The organism is Nostoc sp. UHCC 0252 (genome assembly GCF_034931145.1).
GTDB lineage: Bacteria > Cyanobacteriota > Cyanobacteriia > Cyanobacteriales > Nostocaceae > Nostoc.
The window spans coordinates 33,103-50,374 of record NZ_JAYGHE010000013.1 but is presented as its reverse complement, the minus strand read 5'-3'; the positions used below and the strand labels follow the sequence as shown (position 1 = coordinate 50,374).

General features: G+C 40.5%; 11 protein-coding genes. 7 read left to right on the top strand and 4 right to left on the bottom strand.

Annotation, left to right across the window (positions count from 1 at the left end):
• Positions 1-57: 57 nt before the first annotated feature.
• Complete coding sequence (locus tag VB732_RS10925) at positions 58-3,579, bottom strand: NB-ARC domain-containing protein (protein ID WP_323230857.1); 3,522 nt, start codon at positions 3,577-3,579, stop codon at positions 58-60.
• Between the two features lie 920 nt (positions 3,580-4,499).
• Here VB732_RS10925 and VB732_RS10920 point away from each other — a divergent pair.
• Positions 4,500-6,233, top strand: coding sequence for an FAD-dependent monooxygenase (locus tag VB732_RS10920; protein ID WP_323230856.1), 1,734 nt, complete (start codon positions 4,500-4,502; stop codon positions 6,231-6,233).
• Between the two features lie 56 nt (positions 6,234-6,289).
• Entirely contained in the window at positions 6,290-6,925 is a 636-nt protein-coding gene (locus tag VB732_RS10915; RefSeq protein ID WP_323230855.1) for a helix-turn-helix domain-containing protein, read from the top strand.
• Here the strand turns inward: VB732_RS10915 and VB732_RS10910 are convergent.
• On the bottom strand, positions 6,905-7,045 hold the full coding sequence (locus VB732_RS10910) for a hypothetical protein (protein ID WP_323230854.1): 141 nt from the start codon (positions 7,043-7,045) through the stop codon (positions 6,905-6,907). The genes VB732_RS10915 and VB732_RS10910 overlap by 21 nt on opposite strands.
• A gap of 233 nt (positions 7,046-7,278) precedes the next feature.
• On the bottom strand, positions 7,279-8,754 hold the full coding sequence (locus VB732_RS10905; protein WP_323230853.1) for an iron uptake porin: 1,476 nt from the start codon (positions 8,752-8,754) through the stop codon (positions 7,279-7,281).
• 333 nt (positions 8,755-9,087) lie between these two features.
• Between VB732_RS10905 and VB732_RS10900 the strand changes: the two genes are divergently transcribed.
• The 5 genes from VB732_RS10900 (at position 9,088) to VB732_RS10880 (ending at position 12,339) form a co-directional block, all read left to right on the top strand.
• Entirely contained in the window at positions 9,088-10,296 is a 1,209-nt protein-coding gene (locus VB732_RS10900) for a sorbosone dehydrogenase family protein (protein ID WP_323230852.1), read from the top strand.
• Positions 10,297-10,952: 656 nt separating this feature from the next.
• Positions 10,953-11,357, top strand: coding sequence for a hypothetical protein (locus tag VB732_RS10895; RefSeq protein ID WP_323230851.1), 405 nt, complete (start codon positions 10,953-10,955; stop codon positions 11,355-11,357).
• A gap of 48 nt (positions 11,358-11,405) precedes the next feature.
• On the top strand, positions 11,406-11,660 hold the full coding sequence (locus VB732_RS10890) for a hypothetical protein (RefSeq protein WP_323230850.1): 255 nt from the start codon (positions 11,406-11,408) through the stop codon (positions 11,658-11,660).
• The gene (gene vapC, locus VB732_RS10885) at positions 11,657-12,055 is read left to right on the top strand and encodes a type II toxin-antitoxin system tRNA(fMet)-specific endonuclease VapC (protein WP_323230849.1); all 399 of its coding nucleotides are present in this window, start codon (positions 11,657-11,659) and stop codon (positions 12,053-12,055) included. Before VB732_RS10890 ends, vapC begins: the two co-directional genes overlap by 4 nt.
• A gap of 5 nt (positions 12,056-12,060) precedes the next feature.
• The gene (locus VB732_RS10880; protein WP_323230848.1) at positions 12,061-12,339 is read left to right on the top strand and encodes a hypothetical protein; all 279 of its coding nucleotides are present in this window, start codon (positions 12,061-12,063) and stop codon (positions 12,337-12,339) included.
• A gap of 77 nt (positions 12,340-12,416) precedes the next feature.
• Here VB732_RS10880 and VB732_RS10875 read toward each other — a convergent pair whose 3' ends face one another.
• Positions 12,417-17,120, bottom strand: a complete 4,704-nt coding sequence (locus tag VB732_RS10875) for a non-ribosomal peptide synthetase (protein ID WP_323230847.1) — start codon at positions 17,118-17,120, stop codon at positions 12,417-12,419.
• Positions 17,121-17,272 lie beyond the last annotated feature (152 nt).

Genomic DNA, 17,272 nt, shown 5'->3' with positions numbered 1-17,272 from the left:
CGTTATAGATATTGTATACGGTAGCCTTCCCTAACAGGCAAGGGGCTGGGGTTCTGTTCAATACTCAACTGCGCCCAACGCTTTCATAGTAGCAATAGTTACTGGACTTACACCTGTTACACCATTAATATTCATACCTTCGTATGATTTAGAGCTTTTCAAAGTTTTCTGACACTCACCAGTTTTGAAATTCCAAAGCTTAATCGTCTCATCTTCACTGCTACTTGCTAGGGTTTGACCATCAGGACTAAAAGTAACTGACCAAACAAACTTAGAATGTCCAATCAAAGTTCTGATACACTTACCTGCGCTGATATCCCACAGTTTCACCGTATGGTCGCCACTACCACTCGCTAGTATATGAGCATCTAGAAAAGCTACTGAGTGTACAGAACTACCATGTCCCTCTAAGGTTTTAAGATGCCGTCCTGTGCTGACATCCCACAACTTAATTGTTTGGTCACTACTAGCACTTGCCAACGTGCAACCATTGGGACTGAAAATAAGTGACCAAATCCAATCAGTATGACCATCCAAAGTTTGAAGGCAAAGACCAGTACTGACATCCCATAACCTGATTTTTTGGTCATTACTACCACTTGCTAATAAATTACCATTGGGATTGAAGGCTACTGTCCACACCCAATGAGTATGTTTTTCTAAGGTTTTGACACACTGAGTTGTTTTGACATCCCACAACTTTACTGTCTGGTCTTGACTGCCGCTTGCTAATAGATCACCATTGCGGCTAAAAGCAATTGATGTGATTCGGTTTGTATGTCCTTGTAATGTTTTGAAGCATTGACCAGTGTTAATATCCCATAACTTCACTGTTTGATCTTCACTACCACTGGCAAGTATAGTATTTTGAGAGTTAAAAGCAACTGATGTAACCCGATTACTATGACCCTGCAAAATTTTTAGGCATCTCTCAGCTCTAACATCCCATAGCTTCACCGTTTGGTCGTTATTGCCACTAGCAATATAGTTATTATTAGGGCTAAAGGCGACTGACCACACTCCATTACAATAACCCTGGAAAGTTTTCAGACAAAGACCAGTAGTGACATCCCACAGCTTTACGGTTTGGTCTTCACTGCCACTTGCTAGCGTATAAGTATATGGTCTAAAAGCAACTGAAGATATTCTGCTACTATGACCGTACAGAGTGGTAAGGCACTGACCAGTAGTAACATCCCACAGCTTAACTGTTTGGTCATCACTGCCACTTGCTAAGGTCTGACTATCATAACTAAAGGCAACTGAATTTACGCAGTCTTGATGACCCTGTAAAGTTTGAATACATTGATATGTAACAGGATTTAATAGCTTTATTGTTTGGTCACAATAACCTATAGCCAAAGTTTGACCATCTGGACTAAAGGCGACTGACCTCACTTCACTATCTTGATACTCTAGAGTTTTTAAGCATTGATAGGTTTTGAGATCCCATAACCTTACCTTTTGGTCATCGCTACCACTAACAAGTATAGTACCTTGAGAATTGAAGGCAACTGATGTAACTCGGTTACTATGTCCATGCAAAGTTTTGAGTAGTTGACCACTAGTAGGATCCCATAGCTTCACTGTTTGATCTTCGCTACCACTGGCAAGCATAGTACTGTGAGGATGGAAAGCAACTGACCATATCCCACCACTATGATCCTGCAAATTTGCTAGGCATTGTCCACTATTAGCATCCCATAGTTTGACTGTTTGATCGGCGCTACCACTGGCAATAACATAACCATCAGGACTAAAAGTAATCGGCCAAACAAAACCTGTATGTCCCCTAATAGTTAGCAGTTGTCTGCCATCTGTAACTTGATACAGGCTAATATCACCGTTCGTATCCCCCATAGCCAAAATTTTCCCATTTGGGTTGAATGCCACAGAATGAATACCACCTATGGTTGCAGCAAAAACACACTTCGCTAAATTAGCATGAGTAAAATTTGTGTTGTGCAAATTCACGTATCTCATATCTGCTTGCCAAATAGTCAGATTAGAAAAATCGTAACCAGTTAAATCTGTTTCTAAACTACAAAGCAGATTCAGGATATTTCCAGCTGTATAACTTTGTTCTAGAGAAGATGTTTCTTGTAATCTTGCTAAAATTTGAATAAATTGAGTTTCAAGGCTTTTTTTATTTCTATAGTGAGTAAGTAGCTTATTAATAAGTGGTTGAATAATAACTTGTCTTTGGGTATTAATAATATAGTCTTTGGCTGTCGCTTTCATCAAAGCATGACTACGAAAAAGTTGAAGGTCTTGAGTGACAATCTCTTCATTAACCTGCTCTATCAACCGTTGAGTTATATACTCCATAACTACAGGTTGTAGCATGAACAGTAATGCGTTTTGTTCAATCAGCGATCGCCGTCTTAAAGATTCCAGAGCTTCTAATAATTTTACTTGTGGTATTGATGAATGTATATCTTCTCGCAATTCTGATATTGAAACTGGCTCAAGATTAATCGCTAACCAGTACATTATTTCTTTTTCTAATTCTAACAAGCGCGAAAACTGCTGGTCTAACAAATCGCAAATATCACCAAAAACGACTGTTTCTTGCTGCAAAAATTCAGAAATGCTGCCATTAAATAAATCTTGAATGGTTGTCGCAACTATTTTTAAAGCTAAAACATTACCACCATAGCGCTCGACTAAAGTTCTGCTCAATTGTGACTCTGATACAGAGATACCCTTCATTTTTAATATTTCTTGTCCATCTTCTGGCTTGAGACCATTCAACAGTAATGAGCGAACAGATAGGGATTTTCCTTGCTGTGAGGCTACCTCTTTAGGTTTTTCCCTACTTGTCAGTACTAAGCAGCTTTGATGAGTAGCTTCTCCCACAAGTTTGATTAACTCACCATACCCCTCATATCCTTCACGATAAATTCCGGCTCGACTTCCATCACGCATAATCGACTCTAGATTATCTAGGATTAGCAAACAGCGATGCTCCCGTAGATAGCTTATTAGTCGCAATATTCTGTCGCCTACGTTTTCTGGTAAGGTAGTTTCTGTTTCTTGATTATCGCTAAGGAATTGGATTAAGTTAGCTAGCAATGCTTTAACAGATGGCGCTTCTCGCAGCGATCGCCAAATTATATATTCAAAATTGTCCTTAATCTGTTCTGCTAGTTTTATAGCCAGAGCTGTCTTACCAATTCCTCCCATTCCCAGCAGTGCTACTACTCGGCAGTTTTCTCTCAGAACCCATTGCTCTAAAGTAGCTAGTTCTTCTTGCCGTCCATAAAAAACTGATACACAAATTGCTTTTCCCCAATCTTGGTGCTGAGATTGGTCTGAACTGACATAGTAAGTTTTATCTAGTTCTAAATTAAAAGCTTTGAAAAAAAGCTCAAGTGTTAGTTTGTCAACTCCTTCCTCACGGGAAAGCACTTTGGAAATTGTCGCCGTGTTGACTCCAACTCGATCGCTCAAATCTTCAAGAGTATACTTATTTCCATAATTGTCGTTTAATTCTAACGCTAGTTTGCTCGATTGAAGTTTTTGTAAACCTTCAGGAGTTAGGAGAACGCCGCGTTTGCGTTTTTGCTTTTTAGGCATTATTATAAGCACCTTTTTTAGTAGGTTTAAATACTTGGTTTTAAAGAACTATGTGTAGCATTTACTATGAAAATCAGCTATTTTTAACCTTTGATTAACCTATTTTTCATATAGGCACTATGCCTGTGAATGAGTATTAAAGCAATTATCATGTTAATGCATGTTTGATAGTATATTACAAAAAAGTGTTTAGGGTGGTGAGTAACTCTTCCTTTTGTTAAAGTTATGTAAATTAAGCAATAAGATAGCTGCCAGAGAATTTTCAATTTGTTGATAAGTTTGAACTTGCTTGAGTGCAGGGTGTTTTCGAGTTTTTTTGGCAGTATATGTAGGGCTAATAATGTAGATAATCTTAAGCATTTTAATAACTGTCCAAAGTTATGCACTGGTTGATTTAGCAATACTTGTTTTTTGTGTTATTTTTAGCACTTTCCTTTTATATACTGCTGAAACAAAGTTTGGAACCTGACTCACTCAACGACAGGTAAGGGAAGCAGTGCGTTGCCTTGGGAACCAAAGTTATAATAACTGCCGTGAAGCAGGGGAAAGGGGAAAAAGAGAAGCAATACCTTGTGTAGAGTTATCAAAGTTATTGAGAAGATTTATGCAATCTGAAAAATAATTGCTGTATTTCTTTACTTAATTTCCTGATTTATCAACACTCAAAATTTTATGTTGATTTTATAAATAGCTTCTAAAACGTCCAGCACAAAACTGAGATGACGTTTAATTAGTTGATTGAGGGCAACAGGTTAAATCTTCCTACGTGTTGCTTATGTAATATTAATTTTGTTTTTTCTTTAATTACTTACTTGATTTTCCGGGAATTGACTAGCTGATAGCTTGACATTTCCTTAAAATAAAAACTAGAATGACAGTCAGTCTAGTATATTGAATAGTTGAATAGAGGAGATAATCTGATGACATACTTCCATACTGCTCAATCTTCTATGCCTGTATTTGTAGTTGGCGCTGGCCCTGTAGGCTTAACGCTAGCTGCCGAGCTAACGCGTCATGGTGTTCCCTGTCGCATCATAGATAAAGCTGCACCACGCCCAATCGTAGAGTCGCGTGCTGTTGGCGTTCACACACGCACACTCGAAACCTTCGAGCGTCTTGGTGTTTTGCAAACTGCCCTTGAACAAGGTCGCATTACCCGTGGAGCTAATTTCTATGGCGATGGACAACAGCTAGTTCATCTGCAACTTGACGAACTCGATGTTCCTTATCCCTTTTCTCTACTGCTTGAGCAAAGTAAAACTGAGCGCCTCCTGGTTGAACATCTTGCTAGCCAAGGGCTAACAGTGGAGCGCCCTGTTGAGTTGATTGCGCTCACGCAAGAAGGAGACAAAGTTCACGCTACTTTACGCCATGAGGACGGAAGAATTGAAGAGGTAACGACTGCATATTTAGTAGGTTGCGACGGCGCACACAGCACAGTCCGCCACTTAATAGGCATGAATTTTCCAGGGCATCCCCATGTAGGGCAGTATGCCTTAGCTGATGTGGATGTTGAGTGGGATCGTATCTGGCCTGATGATCAAATTCATACCTTCTTACGCCCTGAAGGTTTACTAATTCTGGGTCGGCTGCCTAGTGGCGTTTGGCGCATAGTAGTTACACTGCCCCATGACCAACCAAAGGTAGAAGACAAGCAGGCAATATTAGCCTTAATTAAGCATCAGCTGACTTATCACCCCGATGCTGGTATACGCGAGTTGCATACCCCTCTATGGGTTTCTACCTTTCAAATTAGTAGCCGTGTGGTTGAACAGATGCGCTACGGGCGTGTATTTCTAGCAGGAGATGCTGCACATATTCATAGTCCTGAAAGTGGTCAAGGCATGAACGCTGGGATGCAAGATGCCACAAACTTAGCTTGGAAGCTTGCACTACATATACGTGGGCTGGGTGGCGAGGCACTGTTGGATAGTTATCATGCTGAACGACATCCGATCGCAGTTGAGATTGTAAGAACCACCGAGCTTGTCGAGCGCCTCTTAGAACTGAAGCAACCTCTAGCTGCGAAAGTACGCAACGCTGCACTGTCGCTGGCTTGGCACGTGGATGCAATTGAGCGTCAGATGCGGAACGCCTTTGCCGCTAATATCTACAACTACCGCCATAGCCCCTTGGTAGGCGAACACACTCAGTCACTCTTTGAATGGTGGTACGCAGTAGCCAACACTGAGCCATACCCATCAGTAGGCGATCGCTTTGATTTTAGCTATGGCCCAACAGCAGGCGATCGCGCACCAGATGCCCGAAACATAGTAGCGCAAGATGGCCAACCACATCGGTTGTTTGAAATTTGGGGTAGCGAAGCACGACATCATTTATTAGTGTTTGCCGGTTTAAAAGAACAGCCCCAGCGTTTAGAAGAACTTCGGCAGATGGTTGCCTTCTTGCAATCGCGTTACGGTACACTGATTCAATGTCATTTGGTTTTGTCCCAGCAAAGTAACGACGAGCAATTTAGCTTATGGGATTCTACAGGTGAATTAAGCCGCCGCTACGGGGCCCAGTTTGAGTGTTTGTACTTAGTGCGACCAGACGGCTATGTTGGCTTCCGTAGTCAACCTGCCCAGTTACAGCCGCTAGAAGCATTCCTGATGGGGTTACTTGGTAAGTCCGTTGAGCTAACGTTGAACTAGCGAAATCATGACGGCAGTAGGAGATAAAAGAAAACACAATACTGGTTAGAGTGAGTATGCAAGAAAAGAATTCCGATCAAACTTCTTTGGTCGATAAGTCCACTTCCCGTTTACCCCGTAGTGATAAACGAGCTTGCATCCTAGCGGCGGCACGCGAAATCCTTGCCCAGAGGCGCTATGAAGATGCAGCTGTCTCAGAAATTGTCAAGCGTGCGAACGTAGCTCAAGGGACTTTCTATCGCTATTTCCCGTCGAAAACAGCTTTAGTAAGCGCACTCGCTGAGGAGTTGCAACGCGATATTACACAAGCACTAGAACAGATAGCGACCGAGAACCAGCCTTTGGACAAGTCGCTAGAAGCTTTGATCCGGGCTGCACTGACGGCTGTTACACCCTACCGAGACATTCTAGGCATCCTAGACACTGAGACACTCTTATTCGGTTCGTCTTCCTCTGCGGAGCAACGTCGTGAGCCTTACTTACAGCAGCTAATTTTGCTGATCAAACGTGACCAAGCCTGTGGGCGGATTTCACCAAATATAGATCCCGCGATCGCAATTCGGCTTGTGGGCAGTATCCTGGATCGCATGGCACGCGATTGTTTACTTTATCACCCCGAAATTGCCGTCGAACACTATCTTGCAGAGACAGTAGGTTTTGTACGTCGTGCGCTAGGCATTGTTGCGGAATAACCAAATCACATCATGTCCGGTTAAATAATTGTCATTGCGTACCGCCCTTGGCGTTCCCGCAGGGTGCGAAGAGAAGCAATCCCAAAAGCCTTGCGATCGCTTCATTCCACTTCGTTGCATTCGCAATGACGTAAGTAACTACGCAAAATTAATTACAGTCATTGCGAGCGAAGCGTTCGCGGAGCGTCTCGTAGAGATAGCAATCCCAGCCCTTGCGATTGCTTCATTTCGCTTCGCTGCATTCGCAATGACATTGTGTAATTAATTATGTTTACTTACTTATTATAAGTGATTTGCCGAACATGATATCATAGCAGGCGGAAGTTCTGTAACTTTTAACCAAGCGTATTGAATTAAAAGTTAAATACTGTCCTGATGTTGCCCAAAAAAATGTCTCCATTGACATCATTATGGTTTGGCTGAGTGAGATATATAATACCAGGGATGATCGTGATATTTTCTGTTAAAGGATATTGATAAAAAGCTTCAAAGTGTAAACCTGTTCCCCGATCTTCACGGCTATTAATTGTATTATTAATGACTTTAGGTGGCATTCCAAATCCAATCCCACCCACGGCTTTTTCTTTAAATAAATCAGGAAAAGCTAGATTTACTGCATAGTTGATAATATTTGCATTACCATTCACACCGTCAACTCGTTCTGCATTCATGTAGCCAATCCAACTACTTACAGCCATCTTGGGGGTTATTCTCCAGAGTGCTTGAACACCATAGGCGTTCACCATTAATGGTATGCCTGCACCAAAAGGAATGTTTGCAAAATCGCTACCTGTGCGATGTAGCAAGTTGCCATCAGGAACATAGCTGCGAATATAAGTTAATCCAAATTCTGTATTTGGTGAAGGTTTGAAGGAAAATTGCGCTAAAGCACTATAGTTTCCCCCAAACAATCCTTCAACTCCAGTTTCGGCGTTTTCTGCTAAATAACCTACATCCAAACGAATAGTTCTGTTGTTGTAAACTGCTGCTACACCCGCCGGACTCATGAATCCAATCCGGTAAATAGGGTTACGTTCCGAAAAGCGAGAAGGAGAACCTTTTGCACCGCCAAAACTGGCAAAATCGGGGTTAACAACTGTTGCGTAGTAATGGTGGGATGCAGCATTTCCGTAAAGATAGAAGTTGAGGTTTTTAGCAGCAGGAAAGCGATATTCTAGTAAGTTTAAATTAAGGCTACTGTCACTGTTACCAACTTCAAACGATTGGCGCGTCATATTAGTAGCAGAAGCACCGTTAAAGTTAGGTACTCTATTTGCAGATTGAAGACGTACAAGTAATCTATCTTGACCTGTAAAACTGCTAATTAAGTTTAAACGAGTCCGATAATTTAAAGCTAAATTTGAATCGATACTAGTTTCAGGGTCTGCATCAGCGCTGTCTCCAGTTATACCACTAGCTAAAACTACAACGGAAGTGCTTACTTTAGTTGTGGTAGAAAATTGTTGCGATCGCAATACAGCAGTATTCACCTCTAAATTTTCTACTCTGTTTTCAATAGTGGCTAACTCTGTAGCAAAATCATATTGTAATTTTTTTAAAATCGTAATATCTTCTGGCGCTATTTGTGCAAGCTGGCTGCCAAACTGTTGACTAATTGTACTGATGCAAGTAGTCAGCCCCGCAGCAAACTCATAGCGAGTCATCACTCGGTTTCCTCGAAAAAGGTGATCGGGGTATCCAGTAATACAACTATACTTTTCAACTAATGCTTGCAAGGACACAAAAGCCCAATCTGTGAATTGTACATCAGAGAATTGGGAAACTGGCGTAATTGTCAAAGTTTCTTGCAAAACTTCAAATGCTTTCACTGGCTGAAAAACCGCAAGTGTAAAACTTAAAATAAAGGAATTAACAGCCAAAAAGCTTTTTAACACTCACTCACAATTAAATTATTTTTTTGTTCTTCGCCAGGATTTTCTCAAGTTCTGTAACTTGTTGCATCTATCAAAAAGCATAGCTTTTAACGCATATTTTACTAGTTTTCATATCTCATTTGTTAGATGCGATTTTTTTTCATTTGATGTAATCTAACTCACTGAAAGCCCCTTTTTAGCAGATTAGTTCCATTACCGTTACTAAATTATGTTTGATTCGGGGCGATTTGAAGAAAAGCAACATTATCACTTCTTACTTAAGGTTTCATGAAATTAATCAAAAAATCAAGGCACTTTTTAATTGGATGTGCTTTGGTATTAAGTATTACTCAAGCCGCCAATTCACAACAGCCAGAAAAGCAAAGAGTTGAGCGCATGGAGGGTTACTTAGCAACACCGCAAAAAATTGAATTTAAGGAATCTCTTTTACAGCAGTTGCAATTACCGCCGGGATTTGAAATTAGTGTATTTGCAAAAGATTTAGGTAATCCTCGTAACTTAGCGATCGCTCCTAATGGTACAGTCTACGTTACTCGTCGTGAACAAGGTGATGTCATTGCGCTTTCGGATACGAACCAAGATGGACGGGCTAACGAAATACGTACCGTAGCTAAGGGCTTAAAATTTGTTAACGGCATCACAATTCATAAAAACAGGCTTTACTTCGTCACCAATACGCACCTATATGCTATGGAATTGCGATCGGACGGTAAAGAAGGCAAGCTGGAAACTCTAATTTCTGATTTACCCGACGCTGGACAACACCCGAACCGTACCATTGCTTTTGGGCCTGATGGGATGCTTTACATTTCTGTAGGTAGTACCTGTAACGCTTGTGATGACCCAAATCCAGAACACGCCACACTCTTACGGGCGCAACCAAACGGTAGTAATCGCTCCATTTATGCAAAGGGTTTACGAAATACTATTGGTTTTGCTTGGCATCCCCAAACACGGGAACTTTGGGGATTAGATCACGGTTCGGATTGGCGAGGAAATGACCAGCCGCCAGAAGAGTTGAACCGCATTGTAAGAGATGGGAACTATGGCTGGCCTTTTTGTTGGGGTGATAGGCGTCCTGATGTATACTTATCTGCTGAACCTGAAGGAACATCTAAGAAAGAGTACTGTGCAAAAACTCAAGCGCCAGTCTTAACTTACACAGCCCACAGTGCGCCTTTAGCAATGGTGTTTTATACTGCCAAGCAATTTCCCCAAGAGTATCAAGGTGATGTTTTTGCAACTATGCGGGGTTCTTGGAACCGCAATCCACCCGTGGGGTACAAAGTTGTGCGGATTCGTTACGAAAATGGCAAACCTGTGAAATTTGAAGATTTTGTGACTGGGTTTTTGAACAAAGACAGAACTGCACAGTTTGGTAGACCTGTTGGTTTAGCGATCGCACCAAATGGTTCGCTGCTATTTACTGATGATACCAATGGAGTGATTTATCGTGTTTCCCACACTGCTAAATAAATAGAGTAATCATCTGACCGTAGCAAACTTGGGTTTAAGGCCCCCATCAAATTAAAAATTTGGTGGCTTTTATTCAGTAGGGGTCGGAATACTCAATACCCGGATTTCTCACCACACCTCGAATGGAGGAGTAATGAGTAGTGAGTAAGGAGTAATGAGTAAAATTATTAACTTATTACTTATTACTTATACGCAAAGCAGCTTGTGAGAAATGCGGGAATAGAGGTAATACAGTGTCCGGTTAAAGACTTATAGTTTAGGCCGCAGTGACTCACTGGGGGAGAGTTGAAATACCAAGTTCTTTCCCCTCTGCTTCTTCTTTGCCTGAAGCTTGCGAGAAATGCGGGTAAAGTGAATTTGCGAATCTTCGTTTTTGTTTCACACTTTGGGCATTTAGTGAAAGTACGTTCTATATAAGAATTTAGGGAAAATCTGTGTCGTTGTTTGAGAGATTTAGGCTTTAATGTCTTAGAACTAATTTTAGACATTTTATCAGTTGAACATGATTAGACAGTTAAAATAATTTGTCGCCCTAACTTAGCAATATATTTACGTGGCAAAACAATTTTACTATCATCTTGAGTTGATTGGTTATTTCCTTTATCTATTAAAATTTAAATTTGTTTAAAATAATATAGTGTTGATGTAACCTGAGTATGACTTCAATCACCGGAACAATTACAATTAACGTGCAGGCTAACGATAATGACCAGTATGTTTGTCAATTATCGTCTTCTGTCGACCAGCCCACAGATGAAATTCGTTGCTGTGGTCAAACCAAAGAACACGCTATAGCTATTGCATTAGAAAAGTTAGCCAGTGAATATCGTCAGATTGCCGAGTCGGGTCAAAACCAAGATTGGCTTGCAGTAGAGCGTTCTGAGTCAGGAGAAGTAATACAAAAGCATTATCATGTGATTTTACATTATGAACGGATTGGGATAGCAGAGTCTAAATTTGAAGCTATGCAGGACACGTTAATGGGAAATACAGTAGTCGAAAATGCCAAAGTTATTTTGATTGAGATTGATGCAAAATTACCAGTCTGTCCCTTAACTTAATGATGTGCTAGATAATTCCGATGAATCGGCAAGTAGGAGAAAACAGTAATGCAAAGTATCAAATTGCGTTCTCACGTAGGGTCTGATGGGATATTACATTTAGAAATCCCTGTGGGGATAACGGACAAAGAAATAGAAGTGACAGTAACCTATCAACAGCTAGAACCATCAGCACCCACAAAAACACCAGAAGAACTGGGATGGCCACCCGGCTTTTTTGAGCAGACTTACGGTAGTTGTCAAGACGATCCAATTGTTATTGACTACGAGGGTGATTTTGAGACGAGGGAAGAAATTCTGTGAGGTATTTATTAGATACCAATGTTTGCGCTCGTTATCTCAACGGTAGGTCGCTCTTAATTCGAGAACGCTTACGCTCAACAAATGTAAAAGATATTGCTGTGTGTTCAGTAGTCAAAGCAGAGTTGTTTTATGGCGCAATGAGAAGCAATAACCCAACTAGAACGTTAGCAAAACAGCAAGAGTTTCTTAACTTATTTGTTTCTTTACCATTTGATGATTCTACAGCACTGGTTTACGGGAGAATTCGTGCAGAATTATTAGCGAGTGGAACACCGATTGGCCCCAATGATTTTCAAATAGCAGCGATCGCCTTGACACATAATTTAATATTAGTTACACACAACACCAGAGAATTCAGTCGTGTTAGTGGATTAGCGATTGAAGATTGGGAATAAGAGCAATGAAAGCTAATGCTGCTCGACTACTGGATAAACTAGGTATTCCCTATCAAATCCTTACTGATGAAGTAGATCCTGATGATTTGGCTGCTGAGAGTACAGCCCAAAAAGTGGGTCTTCCGCCAGAGCAAGTTCTTAAAACCTTAGTAGTCAGAGGTGACACAAATTGTCATTGCGTACCGCCCTTGGCGTTCCCGCAGGGTACGAAGAGAAGCAATCCCAAAAGCCTTGCGATTGCTTCATTCCACTTCGTTGCACTCGCAATGACATATTACAAGTAATTTGCCGGACATATCATAAGTGATTTGCCGAACATGATATAACAATTCAATCTAGTGCCTGATCTTTTTTTAAAGTTTTACGCTCTCTCTTCGTTTAAGGAAGATAACTTAATCCGCCGACTTTCACGCGATAGTGGTACTAAAACTGGGGCTTGACTTTGAGCATTGCTTTCTTTAAAGCTTTCCACCACCTTAGATAATTCTGCAATTGTCGATGCCTCAAATACGCTACGCAAAGGCAACTCCACGTGTAAGGCATCGCGCACTCTAGAGACAAGCTGAGTTGCCAGTAATGAATGACCCCCTAACTCAAAGAAATTATCATAAATTCCTACAGTCTTAAGTCCCAAAACCTCAACAAAAATTTTCACCAGCACTTGTTCAACAGGAGTTCGAGGTGCGATGTAATTTTCAGGCAATTGGGGCTTGATTCGATTATGTAATGCTCTTAAGGCGCGGCGATTGACTTTACCATTAGCTGTTAGAGGTAAAGAATCCAATACTACAAAACCTGATGGCATCATGTACTCAGGCAGTTTTTGGGCTACGTAAGTCTGCAACTGCGGCACTAACTTACGCGCTGCTTTGGCTTGCAGGGGATTATTGCCGTAAGATTGCCAGGGCCGAGAGAGAGTTGTGCTATGGGGAAAAATAGTTCTTTTACCTACTTCATTTTGCCGCACAAAAACTACATCATACTGTCCTTCAGTACTTGAATGTGACCAGGTAATATCAACATTATAAGGTACGTTCAGCGTATAAAAATCTTCTGGATCTAATCCGAAATTTTCTAGTTCTTGCAAAGCTTTACGTATTTGACCTACAGTTTTAAAACTTTCTACGTCTGATAGCCATTCTGCTGTTTTAATTGCTGACATCAGCCGCGCATTAGGTACACTGATAATGCTTAATATTTCTGGTTGATTCTCAATTAATAACTGACGCACTGCTGAGACTGTTAGATTATCTTCAGACCAGTTCAGCATTGAATAATTTCCAGTATGATTAACAATTTCAGTACTAATATGAAGAATCACATTGTAACGAAACTCAGTTAACTCATTGTGATATTTACCCCGCATCAGTTGGATTTGTACATGATTAATTTGCGGAAAGCGTTGCTTGATTGCAGTAAAAAAATCTGGATCAATAACTAACTCGGTTTCTTGAAATATTTGCATTTGTACCCGTTGCTGCAACTCGAAGCAGGTAAGGGAAGATTCAGCTTGATACAGTTGGACTGACGCATGGAAAGCTTGCAAGAGTGGCAAATTACGCACATCCCCTATGAAGATAAAGCCACCTGGAGCAGTTGCTTTTACAGCACCTTCTAATACACTAATTAAATAATCAATAGTAGGGAAATATTGTACAACTGAGTTCAGAATTACTACATCAAAAGCTGCTTTTTCTACGTTCTCGAAGTCAGTAGCCATTTGCTGATACAGTGTTACCTGCGGCATTTTTTGTTTTTGTAGCTGTTGCTGAATGTAGTTAAGTGAAACTGAGGAAAAGTCTGTTCCCCAATATTTAGTGCAGTAAGGTGCAACTCTAAATAGAATCAAGCCTGTTCCACAACCAATTTCTAACACTCGTTTGGGTTGCAAAGCCAAAATCTGCTCGACTTGGTTATCCACCCACTCACACATCTGCTCTGCTGGAATAGGCTGATTTGTGTAACTACTATTCCAGCCGACAAAATTGAATGTAGAATCTGAATCAGTAGATTGATTATAAGTTTCGTTATACAGCATCTGCCATTGCAAAACCTGCTCATTCTGCAATTGCATTAATTGCAAATTCTCCTGTTTGTTACTGTATTCAGTTTTTGGTACTACATAAGCTACTAGGCGCTTTTCCTGTTCATCCTCACGAGTTATTACTACAGTTTGCTGCACTGCTGGATGCTGACTCAGTATCGCTTCAATTTCTCCCAACTCAATACGATAGCCACGAATTTTTACCTGCTCGTCGAGGCGGCCTAAAAATTCAATGTTGCCATCTACTCGATAGCGAACTAAATCACCTGTTTTATAAAGTCGCGCTTTTAACTTATTAGTAAAAGAATGATAAATGAAGGATTCAGCAGTTAAGTCAGGATGATTTAAATAACCTCGTGCTAACCCATCACTACTTATATACAACTCTCCCGGAACGCCAATAGGTATTGGTTGTAAATGTTTATCTAATATATAAACTTTTGTATTGGCGATCGCACTACCAATTACAGGTGCTAAATTATCTTTATTCTTAACAGAAATATGACCAGAAGTTGTAACAACTGTGTTCTCAGTAGGCCCGTAATTATTATATACTTCGAAAGAGTGGGAAGCTAAAGGATATTGATTCAATTTGTCTCCACCTGTGAGCAATATTCGTAAAGCTGCGTTCTGAGGAAAATCTAATAATAAAACTTTCTCTGCTAAAGGTGTTGGGATGAAAGAAATTGTTATCGCTTTTGATACTAGCCAATCTCGGAGATAGTCAGGCGATCGCCTGGTTTCATCATCTACAATATAAATGCTTGCCCCAGTACTCAGATAAGGCCAAATTTCCCAACCGCAAGCGTCAAAGGCAACTCCAGAAATCTGCGTTGCTCGGTCAAGGGGTGAAACTGCAAACGCTTTTTGATGCCAAAATACTAAATTTAACAATCCTCTATGTTCAATTTTAACCCCTTTAGGTTTTCCAGTTGAGCCAGAGGTATAAATGACATAAGCGAGGTTATCTACTGTAACTCTACTAGTAAGATTATCTTCAATCTCTTGAGAAATAATCTCCCAATGTTTATCTAAACAGATTATTTGTGAATTATAGTTTTCCAGGCGTTCAATCCATCGCTCGTGAGTTAATAAAACTGATAATTGAGCATCTTCGAGTATAAAATTTAAACGTTCAGATGGATAGCTTGGATCTAAAGGTACATAAGCTCCACCTGCTTTCAGGATGCCCAACATCCCAATTACCATATCAAAAGAGCGTTCTACACAAAGTCCTACTAAAACTTCGCTTTTAACTCCTAATTTTTTTAGATAATGTGCAAGTTGATTACTGCGTATATTCAACTCTTTGTAGCTAATTTGCTCATCGCCAAAGACTAGTGCAGTTGCCTCACCATTCTGCTCTACTGCACTCTCAATTAGCTGATGGATACACTTATCTTGAGGATAAATTACCTGGGTATTGTTCCATTCAACTAACAATTGATGTAGCTCAGATTCGCTTAAAAGCGGTAAATGTGCAATTCTCTCTTCTGGATTTGCAACTATACCCTCCAGTAATATTTGGAAGTGCCCTAGCATCCTGGTGATAGTAACGTCATCGAATAAATCAGTACTATAAATTACAAAACCACTAATTCCTTCTGAGCTATCTGCCCATAATCCATTTTGAGTATTTGGCTCCCACAAGTGGAACTCCAAATCAAAGCGCGTTGTTTCCGTTTCAAATGGTAGCGGACTTAAAGTTAAATTAGGTAACTCTAACGCCGTCATCGGCGCATTTTGGAGCGCAAAAACAACTTGAAATAGCGGATTTTGATTCAAATTACGCTCTGGATGCAGTTCTTCTACAAGTTTTTCAAAAGGTAAATCTTGATGGCTGTATGCTCCTAAAGCTACTTCTTTAACTCGACTCAATAGTTCCCGAAAAGTTGGGTTTCCTGATAGGTCGGTACGCAGTACTAAGCTATTGACAAAAAAACCAATTAATCCCTCAATTTCACTCCGGTTGCGATTGGCAATAGGTGAACCAATAGCAATATCTTCTTGTTGTGTGTAGCGGTAAAGTAAAGCTTGGAATGCTGCTAGTAGGGTTATGAATAAAGTTACCCCTTCTTGTTGTCCGAGAGCTAAAAGTGCCTTGCTCAAACTTTTTGATAATTGCAAAGGTTGCCTTGCACCCTGGTAAGTTTGAACAGCTAATCTTGGTCTGTCGGTTGGCAGATTTAGCATAGAAATGCCGTCTAATTGCTTCTGCCAGTAACTCAGTTGCTTTTTTAATACTTCCCCTTCCAACCATTGGCGTTGCCAGTATGCAAAGTCTGCATATTGGATTGTAAGTTTCGCTAAAGGAGAAGGCTGATTGCTGGCAAAGGCTGTGTAGAGTGCTGCTATCTCTTGAATCAGCACCCCAATAGACCAACCATCAGAGACAATGTGGTGCATAGTTAGCAGCAGGATGTATTGTGTCTCATCCAACCACAGCAGTTTTACTTGCAACAACGAATCAGTTGATAAATTGAAAGGACGTTGAGCTTCTTGGGTAGTGAGTCGTCTTGCTTGTATTTCTCGTTCGGTTTGTGGCAGTTGCCGTAAATCTATTATTGGTAAAGGTATTGTTAGGGTAGGATTAATTACCTGAACTGGTTGCCCTTTCTGTACGACAATAGTAGTGCGTAAAGCTTCATGTCGTTGCACGATTTCGTTAAAAGTTTGCTCTAGCGCGGCTAATTTGGGCGAACCTGTTAAATGTAGTGCTAGTGGAATGTTATAGAAAGGATTATTAGGAATTAATTGGTCAAGAAACCACAGCCGTTGTTGAGCAAAGGAGAGGGGAAGATTTCCTGAGCGCGAAATAGGTACAAGAGGTTTAAAACTTTGGTTATTAGTACGATTAGATGCTTCTAAAAATTCAATAATTTCTGCTTTCCGCTCTTGAATTTCTGCACGTAATTCTGGTGTAAGAATTCCATCAGGGGCGTTAGCGCGAAATTTTTCACCATCAATAAAAACTTGAATATCTAAGCTGCGAAGATAAGATAAAAACTCAACCGTATTCAAAATTACACCCCTTCGCAAGTATTGTTATTTATTAACTAACTTGCATTCTTATCATACTTAGAACAGTAGATAAATCATTCCTGGGGGTGAAATTTCCATAACTGTAACTATGATGTGGCAATCCCCTTATAATTTTGAATTTACTTATATTC

Excerpts from the sequence above, each read along its gene's own strand:
- VB732_RS10925 (WP_323230857.1), bottom strand. The coding sequence starts at position 3,579 with ATGCCTAAAAAGCAAAAACGCAAACGCGGCGTTCTCCTAACTCCTGAA.
- VB732_RS10920 (WP_323230856.1), top strand. The coding sequence starts at position 4,500 with ATGACATACTTCCATACTGCTCAATCTTCTATGCCTGTATTTGTAGTT.
- VB732_RS10915 (WP_323230855.1), top strand. The coding sequence starts at position 6,290 with ATGCAAGAAAAGAATTCCGATCAAACTTCTTTGGTCGATAAGTCCACT.
- VB732_RS10910 (WP_323230854.1), bottom strand. The coding sequence starts at position 7,045 with ATGCAACGAAGTGGAATGAAGCGATCGCAAGGCTTTTGGGATTGCTTC.
- VB732_RS10900 (WP_323230852.1), top strand. The coding sequence starts at position 9,088 with ATGAAATTAATCAAAAAATCAAGGCACTTTTTAATTGGATGTGCTTTG.
- VB732_RS10895 (WP_323230851.1), top strand. The coding sequence starts at position 10,953 with ATGACTTCAATCACCGGAACAATTACAATTAACGTGCAGGCTAACGAT.
- VB732_RS10890 (WP_323230850.1), top strand. The coding sequence starts at position 11,406 with ATGCAAAGTATCAAATTGCGTTCTCACGTAGGGTCTGATGGGATATTA.
- VB732_RS10880 (WP_323230848.1), top strand. The coding sequence starts at position 12,061 with ATGAAAGCTAATGCTGCTCGACTACTGGATAAACTAGGTATTCCCTAT.